The organism is Serratia sp. UGAL515B_01, from assembly GCF_033095805.1.
Lineage (GTDB): Bacteria > Pseudomonadota > Gammaproteobacteria > Enterobacterales > Enterobacteriaceae > Chania.
Genome location: NZ_CP109901.1, coordinates 2,278,568 through 2,291,766, shown reverse-complemented (window position 1 = coordinate 2,291,766; position 13,199 = coordinate 2,278,568). Strand labels below are relative to the sequence as shown.

The window sequence follows — 13,199 nt, the reverse complement described above, 5'->3', positions numbered from 1 at the left end:
ACTTTGCGGCAAAACGGCGGCTGGAGAATGCAAAGCATCGCCTTAACCGCAGCGAAGGTGATGCACCATACGGATTTTGAACCCAAAGTCAGTGACGGTACTCATGCAAAACCACCAAATTCCCCAAGCCACGTCGCCCTTGAGCTCGTGGCTTTATTATCTGGAACGTCTTCACAGCCAGGCAATAGAACTCGGTCTGGAGCGTGTACAGCGCGTTGCGGCACACCTCGAATTACTTACCCCTGCTCCAATGGTGTTCACCGTTGCTGGTACCAACGGCAAAGGGACAACCTGCCGTACGCTTGAAGCGATCCTGATGGCTGCCGGATTGCGGGTTGGCGTTTACAGTTCCCCGCACCTAGTGCGCTATACCGAACGCGTGCGTATTCAAGGTGAAGAACTCAGCGAAGCCGAACATTGCCGCTCGTTTGCTGCGATTGAAGCAGGCCGTGGTGAAGTCTCACTGACCTATTTCGAGTTCGGTACTCTCTCTGCATTACAGCTGTTTAAACAGGCTAAACTCGACGTTGTGATCCTGGAAGTCGGGCTTGGAGGGCGTCTTGATGCCACTAACATTGTGGATCCAGATGTTGCCGTAGTAACGAGCATCGCTTTGGATCATACAGACTGGCTAGGTAACGATCGTGAAAGCATCGGCCGCGAAAAAGCGGGTATTTTCCGTGGAGGCAAGCCAGCCGTGGTGGGGGAACCGGAGATGCCGCAAAGCATTCGGCAAGTAGCAGAAAGTCTGGGATCGCCATTGTATTGCCGGGGGATGCCTGGGCATTCAGCGAGCAAGGTGAACGTTGGCAGTGGCTGTGTAACGACACTCACTTGAAAGATTTGCCGATCCCTAATGTACCACTGGCTAACGCTGCTACGGCACTGGCCGCGCTACATTATTCGTCGTTAGAAATTGATGAGAAGGCGATTTTTAACGGGCTGCAACAGGCCACATTACCAGGCCGCTTCCAGATTATTCAGCATAACCCGTTGTTGATCCTAGATGTTGCGCATAATCCGCATGCAGCCGCCTATCTGGCTGAAAGGTTGGCGAAATTACCGCGAGAGGAAGGTAAGGTGCGTGCTGTGTTGGGTATGCTTTCCGACAAAGATATTGCTGGAACTCTGGCTTGCCTGAATGGGCAAGTCGATGAGTGGTATTGTGCACCTCTTGAGGTGCCTCGGGGGCTAGCGTTGAATTACTGGCGCAGTACCTAGAGGAACCGCAGCAGTTTGCTGATGTTGAAACGGCTTGGCGTCAAGCTATGCAGGATGCAGGTATTCAGGATATTGTGATCGTCTGTGGTTCGTTCCACACCGTTGCACATGTGATGACGGCGTTAGACGAGAGGCGGAGAGTGTGAGTGGCAAGTAAATTTCAGAATAGACTAGTTGGGACGGTTATCCTGGTTGCCTTAGGGGTGATTATCCTACCGGGGTTGCTGGACGGTAAAAAGAAACACTATGAGGATGAGTTTGCAGCTATTCCTCTGGTTCCTAAGCCGGGAGATGCCCATGAAACGGATTTAATATCGCCGGTAAATCAACCTTTGCCATCGCAGCCACCCGAAGGTGCCGGGGCATTGGTACAGCAACAGGCAAATGCGGAGGCAACTGCACAACAAGCAGTCAATCAGGCAGCACAACAGCGTCAGCAACAGCAACAGTCCCCCGTAGTTGTGTCACCGCAGACCGAAACTAAACCATCTCAACCCGTTAAGCCAAAACCAGCGGAAGTGAAACCAGAGTCGGTAGCGATCAAGCCGGTAGAAGTGGCACCTAAACCGGTACAACCCCCCAAGGTTGAGCCGACTAAACCACCTGTGAAGCCCGAACCTAAACTCGAACCTAAACCGGTTGTGGAAGAAAAAGCCCCTGCTGGACAGGCCTATGTGGTGCAATTGGGCGCTTTGAAAAATGCTGCCAAGGTTAACGAGATCGTTGCTTCGCTTCGCTTGTCTGGCTATCGGGCCTATACCGTGCCATCGACACCGGTTCAAGGGGAAATTACCCGGATTTTTGTCGGCCCTGATGTGTCAAAACAAAAGTTGCAGTCATCGTTGCCCGACCTGAATACCATCAGTGGGTTGAGTGGGCAAATCAAGACCTATGCTGTGCGTTAAGGTTGATGTCGGTTATGTTAGAAACCTCAAAAAAACTGTGCTTTTCGGTTCATACGGCTGTGACGGTAAATTTTTTCACCGCCATTTTTTTGTTTTGCTCGGTGGGAAATCCGCTACGCAAACGTTTTCTTTTTCTGTTAGAATTCGCCGCGAATGAGATGCAGGGCGATTTATTATTGGAATAGTTCATGGTTTGGATTGATTACGTCATTATAGCGTTGATTGGGTTTTCGGCTGTGGTAAGCCTGATCCGAGGTTTTGTTCGCGAAGCGTTGTCACTTGTAACATGGGGATGTGCGTTCTTTGTTGCCAGCCACTTCTATCCTTACCTTGCAGCTTACTTCACTCGTTTCGAAGATGAACTGGTGCGCAACGGCATTGCGATCGCCATTTTGTTTATTGCAACGCTGATTGTGGGTGCTATCGTCAACTATGTGATTGGTTCATTGGTAGAGAAAACCGGTTTATCGGGCACCGACCGGGTGTTGGGCGTGTGCTTTGGCGCACTGCGTGGCGTACTGATTGTAGCGGCGATACTGTTTTTCCTTGATACCTTTACCACGCTGTCACAAAGCGCAGATTGGAGACAATCGCAATTAATCCCCCAGTTTAGCTACATTATCAGGTGGTTCTTTGACTACCTGCAGAGCACGTCGAGTTTCTTACCGACCCAATTACCAGGGCGGTAGCGGCTTAGAGGAAAAGACAACATGTGCGGTATTGTCGGTATCGCCGGTTTCACGCCGGTAAACCAGTCGATTTATGATGCGTTGACGGTGCTTCAGCACCGTGGACAAGATGCCGCAGGCATCGTCACCATTGATGCCCATAACGGGTTCCGCCTACGCAAGGCAAATGGCTTGGTGAAGGATGTGTTTGAAGCACGGCATATGCAGCGTTTACAGGGCAATATGGGCATCGGCCACGTGCGCTACCCGACGGCTGGCAGCTCCAGTGCTTCCGAAGCCCAGCCTTTCTACGTTAACTCACCGTTCGGCATTACGCTGGCACACAACGGCAACCTTACTAACGCGAATGAATTGCGCCAGAAGCTGTTTGAAAGTGGCCGCCGCCACATCAATACCACTTCTGATTCCGAGATCTTGCTGAACGTACTGGCGACTGAACTTGATCGTTTTCAGCATTATCCGCTGGACGCTGACAACATTTTTACTGCGGTCGCAGCGATGCATCAGCAATTGCGTGGTGCTTATGCCTGTGTAGCAATGATAATCGGCCATGGTTTGGTTGCTTTTCGCGATCCGAATGGTATCCGTCCGTTGGTGATTGGTAAACGAATGCTTGAAGATGACCGTTGTGAGTACATGGTTGCTTCTGAGAGCGTAGCACTGGATACCTTGGGGTTTGAGTTCTTGCGTGATGTTGCGCCTGGCGAAGCGGTGTATATCACCGAAGCAGGTCAACTGTTCACTCGCCAGTGTGCAGAAAATCCCAAAACCAATCCATGCCTGTTCGAATACGTTTATTTTGCCCGCCCTGACTCTTTCATGGACAAGATTTCTGTCTATAGCGCCCGCGTGCGAATGGGGCAGAAATTGGGTGAGAAGATCGCTCGCGAATGGGAAGATCTGGATATTGACGTGGTGATCCCGATCCCTGAGACGTCTTGTGACATCGCGCTGGAAATAGCGCGGATATTGCATAAACCCTACCGCCAGGGTTTTGTTAAAAACCGTTATGTTGGCCGTACTTTTATCATGCCGGGTCAGTTGGCCCGCCGTCAGTCAGTGCGTCGCAAACTCAATGCCAATCGTGCGGAGTTTCGTGACAAGAATGTGTTGCTGGTCGACGATTCTATTGTGCGTGGAACCACGTCTGAGCAGATCGTTGAAATGGCACGTGATGCAGGAGCAAAACGCGTTTATCTTGCCTCAGCCGCCCCGGAAATCCGCTTTCCTAACGTTTATGGCATAGATATGCCGAGCGCTACCGAGCTGATTGCCCACGGGCGTGAAGTGGATGAAATACGCCAGATCATTGGTGCTGATGGTTTGATCTTCCAGGACTTGAATGACTTGATCGAAGCGGTGCGTGAAGATAATCCGGATATTGTTCAGTTTGAATGTTCGGTATTTAACGGTATTTATGTGACTAAAGATGTCGACCAGAGCTATCTGGAATATCTTGAAGCACTACGTAACGACGATGCTAAGGCGTTGCGCGGCCAGACAGAAGTTGAAAATCTGGAAATGCATAACGAGGGATAACCCGTTACCAATGTTGTGCACCGAGGCATCCGTTGCGGTGCACAACTTCCCCCACTTGCTAATCTGCAAAGGTTGCTGCAAAGTCTGCCCCGATTCTATTATTCTAACTTGATATTTCCCGGCAGAGGCGAGCTTGATGAAAAAACTGATTATCGGTATTTCTGGTGCCAGTGGCGCCATATATGGCGTGCGTTTGCTGCAAGTTTTGCGTGGTGTTGAAGGTGTCGAAACCCATTTGGTGATGAGTAATGCAGCGCGACAAACGCTGGCGCTGGAAACCGAGTTGAGTTTGCGCGACGTTCAGGCTTTAGCCGATGTGGTATATGACGCTCGTGATATCGCTGCCAGCATTTCCTCTGGCTCTTTCAAAACGATGGGGATGATAATTTTACCCTGTTCAATCAAGACACTCTCGGGCATTGTGAATAGCTACAGCGATGGGTTATTGACTCGGGCGGCCGATGTGGTGCTCAAAGAGCGTCGAATGCTGGTGCTGGGTGTGCGTGAAACGCCATTGCACTTGGGGCATTTGCGTCTGATGACCCAGGCGGCAGAGCTTGGCGCGGTCATTATGCCACCCGTTCCCGCTTTCTACCATCGTCCGCAAACGCTGGACGACATTATCGATCAAACGGTTAACCGAGTACTCGACCAGTTTGATATCAAGCTCCCGCAAGATCTTTTCACTCGCTGGCAAGGTACTCACTGAGCTGTATTTTAACTACCCCTGGTGTTGTCGCCCCCAAAAAAGCTTCGCATTAAGGTGAAAGACAGAGTGCACTTCCGTTCAAAATAGACTTTTCCTCGTGGCGTTTTGAATCGCTAGCATAGCTCTAACATACGAGTCCTTAAGTTTAAACATTTTTGCAACACCGCACTGATTTAGTGGGGGTTATGCACCATAATGATCGTCAGGCTGTGTCCCTTCATTGATTTTTGCTGCGCCCAAGGTGCAATTGAGTGACGCAGCCGAATCTTCTCACGCACGCCATCTCCAGTTTCTGCCGGTAATTATGGTGTTTTAACGTTGTGGCGTCGTTCAATTAATGCATTCATCGGCCTAGGGAGATTTGGCACGATTACTGCTGATTGAATAAAGTAGTGCCCGTAGTGGCATCGGAAAATCAATTTGAGGGTGATTATGAAAAAGCGAGTTTTGGCTCTTCCTTTGATCTTTGCTTTGAGTGCGACAAGTAGTTCATTCGCGGCTCTACCAACAACGCTGAAAATTGGTACCGATCCAACATATGCGCCTTTTGAGTCAAAAAATGCGCGGGGTGAGTTAGTCGGATTTGATATCGATTTGGCTAAAGAGTTATGCAAACGCATCAATACTGAATGCACTTTCGTTGAAAGCGATTTTGATGCGCTCATCCCTTCTCTGAAAGCGAAAAAGATCGATGCCATCATCTCTTCCTTGTCTATTACTGAAAAACGTCAGCAGGAGATTGCCTTTACAGACAAGCTCTACGCGGCTAACGCTCGTCTGATTGCGCTAAAAGACTCGAAGATCTTGCCTACGGCGGAATCATTGCAGGGCAAGAGAGTTGGTGTGTTACAGGGTACCACTCAGGAAGCCTATGCCAATGCCATGTGGCAGCCGAATGGAGTCACGGTAGTACCGTATCAGAACCAGGATATGGTCTATGCCGACCTGGCATCCGGGCGTATTGATGCCTCTTTTCAGGATGAAGTGGCTGGAAGCGACGGCTTTCTGAAACAGCCGCCAGGGAAGTATTTTGCGTTTGCTGGTGAAGCGGTTAAAGATGACAAATTCTTTGGTATAGGGACTGGGATGGGGTTACGCAAGGATGATACTGAATTGAAAGCGGCTTTGGATAAAGCTTTTGCTGACATGCGTAAAGACGGTACTTACGACAAATTTGCAAAAAAATACTTCGATTTTGACGTCTACGGTGGCTAAAACCCGTTCAGTAGCGTGGTGTAGTTACGTGGCCGGCTAGCTGGCCACGTGCGAACCAAGGTTGCCCCCGGTGGTTCGAGATCCAATGACGACAGGATGAAGTAAATGCTGCAAGGCTATTCCCAACTGATAGTAGAGGGAGCTCTGGTGACGCTGGAGCTGGCCCTCGGTTCCGTTCTGCTGGCGGTGGTGATTGGTTTAATCGGTGCTAGCGGTAAACTTTCAAAAAATTCCTTTATATCAACGATATTTGGTGCTTATACCACGTTAATTCGTGGCGTACCCGACTTGGTATTGATGTTGCTTATCTTCTATGGCCTGCAAATTGTCTTGAACAGCCTCACGGAGTTATTCGGATTTGCCCAGATTGACATCGATCCATTCAGTGCTGGCATGATTACTCTTGGTTTTATCTACGGAGCCTACTTCACCGAAACGTTTCGTGGTGCCTATTTGGCAGTGCCTCGTGGACAAATCGAAGCAGCCACCGCTTTCGGTTTCTCCAATCAACAGATTTTTCGCCGCATACTGTTTCCGGCAATGATGCGTTTTGCTTTGCCAGGCATCGGTAATAACTGGCAGGTGATCCTGAAAGCCACGGCTCTGGTGTCTATTCTTGGCCTGAATGATCTGGTAAAAGCGACACAATTAGCAGGAAAAGGAACCTATCAGCCTTTCTTTTACGCCATTGTCGCCGGTGCGGTATATCTCATTTTCACCACCGTTTCCAACGGTGTGCTGTTGTGGCTTGAACGTCGTTATTCCTTGGGCGTAAAAAGGGCCGAATTATGATCGATATCCTTCATCAGTACTGGCAGTCTTTGTTGTGGAGCGATGGCTACCGTTTTACTGGCTTGGCGGTGACGCTATGGCTGCTGATTTTATCGGTTGTAATGGGGGGGTTATTGGCGATCCCGATGGCGGTGGCGCGGGTTTCTTCCGCTCGCTGGTTACGGTATCCCGTGTGGTTTTATACCTATGTTTTTCGCGGTACACCACTGTACGTACAATTGCTGGTGTTTTACTCCGGTATGTACAGCCTGGAGATTGTACGTGGCACGGAATTTCTCAATGCGTTTTTCCGCAGTGGTTTTAACTGCACTATCTTAGCGCTTACGCTAAATACCTGTGCTTATACCACGGAGATTTTTGCGGGGGCTATTCGTTCCGTCCCCCACGGGGAAATTGAAGCGGCTAATGCCTATGGCTTTTCTCGTTTTAAAATGTATCGCTGTATTATTTTACCTCCGGCATTGCGCTCGGCATTACCGGCTTACAGTAATGAAGTCATTCTAATGCTGCATTCAACAGCCTTGGCTTTTACTGCCACTGTGCCGGATTTGCTTAAAATCGCGCGCGATATTAATGCTGCGACCTACCAACCGTTTTATGCTTTCGGTATTGCTGCCGTGTTGTATCTGATTATCTCTTACACATTGATCAGCCTATTTCGTAAGGCTGAGAAACGTTGGATGGCTCACGTAACTCATCGATGAATGGCGGGAATAGACAATGTCGGAAAGTAAATTGGCCGTCACCAAACTACATAAATGTTATGGCGACCATGAGGTGCTTAAAGGAGTTTCTCTGCTGGCTAAAGCAGGTGATGTGATCAGTATTATTGGTTCTTCTGGTTCTGGTAAAAGTACTTTTTTGCGCTGCATTAACTTCCTTGAAAAACCCAGTGAAGGTTCTATCAGCTTGAACAACCAGGATATCCGCATGGTGCGTGATAAAGATGGGCAGCTAAAGGTGTTAGATAAGAAACAGCTACAACTTTTGCGCACCCGTTTGACCATGGTATTCCAGCATTTCAACCTGTGGAGCCATATGACGGTGTTGGAAAACGTGATGGAGGCACCGGTTCAGGTTTTAGGGTTGAGCAAGGCAGAGGCGCACGAGCGTGCGATACGCTATCTGGACAAGGTGGGCATCGATCAACGTGCGCGTATCAAGTATCCGGTGCATCTCTCTGGTGGACAACAGCAGCGGGTATCGATTGCACGGGCATTGGCAATGGAACCGGAGGTGTTGTTGTTTGATGAACCGACCTCGGCCTTGGACCCTGAGTTGGTCGGTGAGGTACTGCGTATCATGCAGAAGCTGGCCGAAGAGGGGAAAACCATGGTGGTGGTGACACATGAGATGGAATTCGCGCGGCATGTGTCTAACCACGTTATTTTTCTGCATCAAGGATTGATTGAAGAACAAGGGCCACCAGCAGAAGTCTTTGGCAACCCTAAAAGCCAACGTCTGCGACAATTCCTTTCGGGCGCCCTCAAATAGAGGGCGCAAAATGTCTTAAAAAATCTGCAACAACAGGCCGTTCATGCCTGTTGGCTGATCACATCATCCAGTGCCTGTTCTAATTCGAAGAAGCGGAAGCTGAAGCCTGCATCCTCGAGTTTTCTTGGTACCGCCCGTTGACCGCCAAGCACCAATACGGCAGCTTCTCCCATCAGCAAGCGCATGGCAAATGCAGGAACACGAAGAAAGGCTGGGCGATCGAGTACCTTTGCCAGGGTCGCAGTGAACTGCTCATTATGCACCGGATAAGGTGCAACCATATTGAAAGGGCCATTAAGAGAAGGATGGTCAAGCAAGTAAATAATGCCGTTGACCATATCTTCGATGTGGATCCAGGGCAGATACTGGCGACCATCACCGATCATCCCACCAATCCCTAAACGAAATGGAGGCAGCATTTTGGCCAATGCTCCCCCTTTAGGTGCGAGAACCACGCCGGTACGCAGCAGGCAGACACGCGTCTGGTTACTTTGCGCATTGAGTGCCAATGATTCCCAGCGTTGGCAAAGCTGGTGCGTAAACTCATCACGTGGTGACTCATCTTCTGTCACCACTGCCTGCCCTTGATCGCCGTAATAACCGACAGCAGACCCTGATATCAGCACCGAAGGCGCTATTGTGCTGGCGTTGATCAGGTTAGCCAAGCGTTCGGTCAGTTCCCAGCGGCTGCGGCATAGGCGATTTTTCTGCGCTTTGCTCCAGCGTTTATCAGCAATAGGTTCTCCCGCAAGGTTAATAACAGCATCGAAGCCGTCCAGAGAGCGTAGTTCGTTGAGTGAAGATAAGTAGCTGACTTTTTCACCGAACTTGTAGCGAGCTTTGGTAACATTGCGGGATAACAGAGTAATCTCGTGTGACAGATTGAGTAGCTGCATTGTCAGGCTGCTACCGATCAACCCTGTTGCGCCGGTAATCAGGATCCTCATAGTCTACCTCCCTGATGGATGTGGATGCTAGGCTGTGTCCCTCAATTGCACGCGAGTGCCGCTGGCGGTCATTTGCGCACAGAGCAAGGCGTAAGCCGCGAGGTTGGGTGGGCCAAATAAGCGGCGAACAACGCAGCAATGCACGCCAATGGCAACAGCCTAAGCAGTATCCCTACGATAGCTCATCGTCATCGAAACCGAATCGGCATAACGCAGGGCCAGCAATTTATCTATCTCTACTTCAGCATAGGTTACCCACGGATGTTCTTTGGCTATTTCGAGCACATCCTGGGTTAATTTTTCCAGCAAAGCGAAGCGGTTATCCTCGACATGGCGAATGATCGCCTTGGTAATAGTGCGATAGTTGAGAGCATCTTCAATATCTTCACTGTTACGCGCTTTATCCGCTGGATAATGGATAGCAACGTTGATTAGGAGATCCTGGCGGTTATTGATCTCTTCTTCTTTGATACCGATAAAAGTACGTAACCGTAGGTTTTTGATACGTATAATGGCGTCTGGTTGGCTAAGTGGCATCAGAAATTCTCCAGATGTCTAAATATTGCTAACAAGAATACACGGAAAGTGAAGAAGATATAATGTAGTCAGAGCGTTAAAAGTCTCAATAAGGCGTTATAACAGGCTGCATCCACAATAAGGGATGCAGCCTGTTAATTAATTCGAAAGATTATAAGCTCGTTTTGTTGCAGGGCGGTTTTTTATGCGTTCAAACCAGTTGCATACCGCCGGATAGTCGGCAAGATCGATGCGTTGACGTGGGTGAGAAACCACCCATGGATAGGTGGCTATATCAGCGATACTGTAGAGATCGCCCCCTAGATAAGGATGCTTTTGCAGTTCTTGATCCAGTACGGAGTACAAGCGTTTAGTCTCTGCCTGATAGCGTTCTATAGCATAAGGCACGGGTTGCGGAGCGTAGTGATTAAAATGGTGGTTTTGCCCGAGCATCGGGCCAAACCCTGCAACCTGCCAGAATAGCCACTGCAGCGTTGCTGCACGCTCACGCAGTTCTTTACTCAGAAATTTACTGGTTTTTTCTGCAAGATAAAGCAAGATTTCACCTGACTCAAACAGACTGATCGGTGTTCCACCATCCACTGGGTTTTGGTCGATGATCGCTGGGATTTTGTTATTGGGGGATATGGAAAGAAAATCTGGACTGAACTGTTCACCAGCATTGATATTGATTCGGTGGATACGGTAAGACAAACCGGCCTCCTCCAGGAACAGGGTAATTTTGTGCCCGTTAGGAGTCGGTGCGTAATACAGATCAATCATATTATAATTTTCCTTATACATTACTACGGTAAGGTTTTTTGGTTCTGTCGAGGTTATAGGAACGTTCCCATGCTTCTTTCAACTAATACAACATCAAGGCAAAAATGATGCAATTAACATCGTAGACGCCAGATAAAAACGGATGTCTTTGATGGTATTAAACAGTCATTTAGCTTAGACGATCAGGGGTGGTTTGATCTAGGGGCTTGAATTTTCACTGGTGCTGTCGCAGAGCCATAAAGCCACCGTTAATGCTGATGGCACAGGGGACTCTGCCTCTACGTAGTTACTGCTCCGAGGAGTTTAGTGAGCCTGGTAAAATCAATTTTTGAAATACGGTTAGTGGTTATTAGCGACAACAATGGTAAACATGTGGGAGGCGATCCCCCAGTGAAGTAAAACCGGGGGACGAAAAATAAAGACTCAGCTCAGGAAGTCTTCACGCTGCGGGGTAAAGGTATCGAGCAGTGTCCCGGCTTCAAGACACACACACCCATGGATCACGTTGGGTTTTTTGTACAGAGTGTCACCTGCACCCACTTCTTGGGTAATGCCATCAATAGTGAAATTAAAACGACCAGAAAGTACGTAAGTCAGTTGCTCATGCGGATGGCTGTGCAAAGTACCGATAGCGCCTTGTTCAAAGTTGACCTCTGCCGCCATCATAGTTCCACCATGCGCGAGGATCCGCCGTGTAATCCCCTCACCTAAGTCTTCCAGCAAGCATTCTTGTTTGTAGATAAACATAGTTTCTCTCCTTAGCGATATCAGGCAAAAAGATCTTCTGGCAACCGAGCCAGATAAAGTGCAGGTTGGCCTTCAAAATCAGAAGTAAACAGCACCTGCTGGTTGTCTGGGGTAAAGGATGGATGCGGATGTGTAACCTGTCGATCGCCGTTCAATACACGCCATGAACTATTATGTGCCGCCAATCGTGCCTGGCGTTTCTGTTTGGCATCAAACACGTACAGCCAAGGATCGTTATGGATGGTGTAACCTTGCGCATCTTTAATATCTACAGGGGATGCAGAACCATCACCCACCAGCATACTGCCATCGTGATTGCTCATTAGATGCGAGCAGGCTGGCATTTTCATCACGATCTCATCTTTGCCCGTTTCAGGGACATATCGACAGATATTACGTTCTTGCTGGCCTTTCATATAGGAGACATACATCAGTGCAGAACCATCGGGTACCCAGAATTCGTGAGTACAGCTTTCACCTTCTGCATGGGTTTTTACTTTACGCATGTTGCTGCCGTCTTCGTTAATCAACCACATTCGTGCATCGACCAGATCGTGCGGACCTTCGTGGCAAAATGCGACGCAGTTGTCATGGTAAGGGCGATAGATTGGGTGGCCCAACCAGAGATTATCCTGATAGATCACGCGAGATTCACCGTTAACGAGATCGACGCGTAACAGACGACAATGAGGATTTTTGGTAAAGAAAGTATGGAAAATCTTCCAGTCTGTCAGGGGTTCCCAGTCTTTTCGGGAAATTTCGATACCCACCAGACTGGTACACTCGGTATTGGCAACCCAGGTACCGTAACCGACCCATTCTTGAGGAACCTGATAGATTATTTGTTCCTGGCAATTACTCAATTCTACCCGGCGCAGTTCACGTTCGTTTTTTACATAATAGAGAAAGCGGTCGTCTGGCGATAAAAAGCCACCAAACGCGTTATCACCGGCACCTTCAGTCAGCTGTATCGCTTGCTGTTTTTGCAGGTCTAACAGGTAGTAATTGCGGTTACCGTCAAACTCCCCGGCGAAGAGCAGCTTGTGCCCGTTGTTAGTGAAGCATTTTTGGTAAAAGTAATTCCGATGACATACCACATCAGGCGGTGTTAAGCGGGTGATCTCCGCGCCAGTGGTTTCATCGGTCGAGCGACGAAAATTGAAATTCAGGACTGAACCCTTAGCCATAACGGCCTCCCTTAAACTTAGCGATGAATCGATCAAATCTGAGGAAAATCATTTTTAATAAAACGCTGTTTCATAAATTTAGGAAAATGATATCAAAGTAAGACTACAGGCCAACCGGGTCGCATGATTTCTGCGATCAATATCTCATAACCTATAAATTTTTCCTCGGGTTAGTGATGAGTAGTCGTTTCAGCATGATCAACGAGTAGATAACCGTTGCATTATGTTTTAATAACTTAAAGTAATTATTCAATTCACAACAATACCTGTTGAGGGTGTTGCGTACAGGTTATTGCCGTTATCCGCGTTGGCGCTGAAATCTCACGGATCTGCGTTAACGTGGAACGTCATTAAGCACCGGCATTTAGAGAAATAGCTGCAACACTACGATTCATCAGAGGACATGAGTTTCCCGGGACGTGCTCACAAAGCCCGACCGCGTAGAAAACGGATTT

Annotated in this window: 13 protein-coding genes and 1 pseudogene; 9 read left to right on the top strand and 5 right to left on the bottom strand. The window is 48.7% G+C overall.

Annotation, left to right across the window (positions count from 1 at the left end; genetic code table 11):
* The first annotated feature begins 103 nt into the window (after nt 1-103).
* The 9 genes and pseudogenes from folC to hisP all read left to right on the top strand — a co-directional run bounded on the left by folC (nt 104) and on the right by hisP (nt 8,564).
* Nucleotides 104-1,367, top strand: a pseudogene (gene folC / locus OK023_RS10295) (bifunctional tetrahydrofolate synthase/dihydrofolate synthase).
* Complete coding sequence (gene dedD / locus OK023_RS10290; RefSeq protein ID WP_317692647.1) at nt 1,368-2,126, top strand: cell division protein DedD; 759 nt, start codon at nt 1,368-1,370, stop codon at nt 2,124-2,126. It abuts the pseudogene before it with no gap.
* Nucleotides 2,127-2,314: 188 nt separating this feature from the next.
* On the top strand, nt 2,315-2,815 hold the full coding sequence (gene cvpA, locus OK023_RS10285; protein ID WP_317692646.1) for a colicin V production protein: 501 nt from the start codon (nt 2,315-2,317) through the stop codon (nt 2,813-2,815).
* 21 nt (nt 2,816-2,836) lie between these two features.
* Nucleotides 2,837-4,354, top strand: a complete 1,518-nt coding sequence (gene purF, locus OK023_RS10280; RefSeq protein ID WP_317692645.1) for an amidophosphoribosyltransferase — start codon at nt 2,837-2,839, stop codon at nt 4,352-4,354.
* Between the two features lie 136 nt (nt 4,355-4,490).
* Nucleotides 4,491-5,063, top strand: a complete 573-nt coding sequence (locus OK023_RS10275; RefSeq protein WP_317692644.1) for a UbiX family flavin prenyltransferase — start codon at nt 4,491-4,493, stop codon at nt 5,061-5,063.
* A 432-nt stretch (nt 5,064-5,495) separates the two neighbouring features.
* Nucleotides 5,496-6,278 (top strand): lysine/arginine/ornithine ABC transporter substrate-binding protein ArgT, encoded by a 783-nt coding sequence (gene argT, locus OK023_RS10270; protein ID WP_317692643.1) that lies wholly within the window; start codon nt 5,496-5,498, stop codon nt 6,276-6,278.
* A 105-nt stretch (nt 6,279-6,383) separates the two neighbouring features.
* Nucleotides 6,384-7,070: a histidine ABC transporter permease HisQ gene (gene hisQ, locus OK023_RS10265; RefSeq protein ID WP_317692642.1), complete on the top strand. Its 687-nt coding sequence runs from the start codon at nt 6,384-6,386 to the stop codon at nt 7,068-7,070.
* Entirely contained in the window at nt 7,067-7,774 is a 708-nt protein-coding gene (locus tag OK023_RS10260; RefSeq protein WP_317692641.1) for an ABC transporter permease, read from the top strand. Before hisQ ends, OK023_RS10260 begins: the two co-directional genes overlap by 4 nt.
* Nucleotides 7,775-7,790: 16 nt before the next feature.
* A complete protein-coding gene (hisP, locus tag OK023_RS10255; protein ID WP_317692640.1) occupies nt 7,791-8,564 on the top strand; it encodes a histidine ABC transporter ATP-binding protein HisP in 774 nt (257 codons plus the stop codon).
* Nucleotides 8,565-8,605: 41 nt separating this feature from the next.
* Here hisP and OK023_RS10250 read toward each other — a convergent pair whose 3' ends face one another.
* The 5 genes from OK023_RS10250 to OK023_RS10230 form a co-directional block, all read right to left on the bottom strand.
* The gene (locus OK023_RS10250; protein WP_317692639.1) at nt 8,606-9,511 is read right to left on the bottom strand and encodes a TIGR01777 family oxidoreductase; all 906 of its coding nucleotides are present in this window, start codon (nt 9,509-9,511) and stop codon (nt 8,606-8,608) included.
* A 159-nt stretch (nt 9,512-9,670) separates the two neighbouring features.
* Nucleotides 9,671-10,048 carry a dihydroneopterin triphosphate 2'-epimerase gene (folX, locus tag OK023_RS10245; RefSeq protein WP_317692638.1) on the bottom strand — a complete coding sequence of 126 codons (378 nt, stop codon included), beginning with the start codon at nt 10,046-10,048 and terminating at the stop codon, nt 9,671-9,673.
* 138 nt (nt 10,049-10,186) lie between these two features.
* Nucleotides 10,187-10,810, bottom strand: a complete 624-nt coding sequence (yfcG, locus tag OK023_RS10240) for a GSH-dependent disulfide bond oxidoreductase (protein ID WP_317692637.1) — start codon at nt 10,808-10,810, stop codon at nt 10,187-10,189.
* 423 nt (nt 10,811-11,233) lie between these two features.
* The gene (locus tag OK023_RS10235; protein ID WP_317692636.1) at nt 11,234-11,557 is read right to left on the bottom strand and encodes a cupin domain-containing protein; all 324 of its coding nucleotides are present in this window, start codon (nt 11,555-11,557) and stop codon (nt 11,234-11,236) included.
* 20 nt (nt 11,558-11,577) lie between these two features.
* Nucleotides 11,578-12,744, bottom strand: a complete 1,167-nt coding sequence (locus OK023_RS10230) for an oligogalacturonate lyase family protein (RefSeq protein ID WP_317692635.1) — start codon at nt 12,742-12,744, stop codon at nt 11,578-11,580.
* Between the last annotated feature and the right edge of the window lie 455 nt (nt 12,745-13,199).

What these genes read in the sequence shown, in the direction of transcription:
- OK023_RS10230 (WP_317692635.1), bottom strand. Translation starts at nt 12,744, where the DNA reads ATGGCTAAGGGTTCAGTCCTGAATTTCAATTTTCGTCGCTCGACCGAT.
- yfcG (WP_317692637.1), bottom strand. Translation starts at nt 10,810, where the DNA reads ATGATTGATCTGTATTACGCACCGACTCCTAACGGGCACAAAATTACC.
- OK023_RS10275 (WP_317692644.1), top strand. Translation starts at nt 4,491, where the DNA reads ATGAAAAAACTGATTATCGGTATTTCTGGTGCCAGTGGCGCCATATAT.
- cvpA (WP_317692646.1), top strand. Translation starts at nt 2,315, where the DNA reads ATGGTTTGGATTGATTACGTCATTATAGCGTTGATTGGGTTTTCGGCT.
- OK023_RS10235 (WP_317692636.1), bottom strand. Translation starts at nt 11,557, where the DNA reads ATGTTTATCTACAAACAAGAATGCTTGCTGGAAGACTTAGGTGAGGGG.
- OK023_RS10260 (WP_317692641.1), top strand. Translation starts at nt 7,067, where the DNA reads ATGATCGATATCCTTCATCAGTACTGGCAGTCTTTGTTGTGGAGCGAT.
- hisP (WP_317692640.1), top strand. Translation starts at nt 7,791, where the DNA reads ATGTCGGAAAGTAAATTGGCCGTCACCAAACTACATAAATGTTATGGC.
- OK023_RS10250 (WP_317692639.1), bottom strand. Translation starts at nt 9,511, where the DNA reads ATGAGGATCCTGATTACCGGCGCAACAGGGTTGATCGGTAGCAGCCTG.
- folX (WP_317692638.1), bottom strand. Translation starts at nt 10,048, where the DNA reads ATGCCACTTAGCCAACCAGACGCCATTATACGTATCAAAAACCTACGG.
- argT (WP_317692643.1), top strand. Translation starts at nt 5,496, where the DNA reads ATGAAAAAGCGAGTTTTGGCTCTTCCTTTGATCTTTGCTTTGAGTGCG.
- hisQ (WP_317692642.1), top strand. Translation starts at nt 6,384, where the DNA reads ATGCTGCAAGGCTATTCCCAACTGATAGTAGAGGGAGCTCTGGTGACG.
- purF (WP_317692645.1), top strand. Translation starts at nt 2,837, where the DNA reads ATGTGCGGTATTGTCGGTATCGCCGGTTTCACGCCGGTAAACCAGTCG.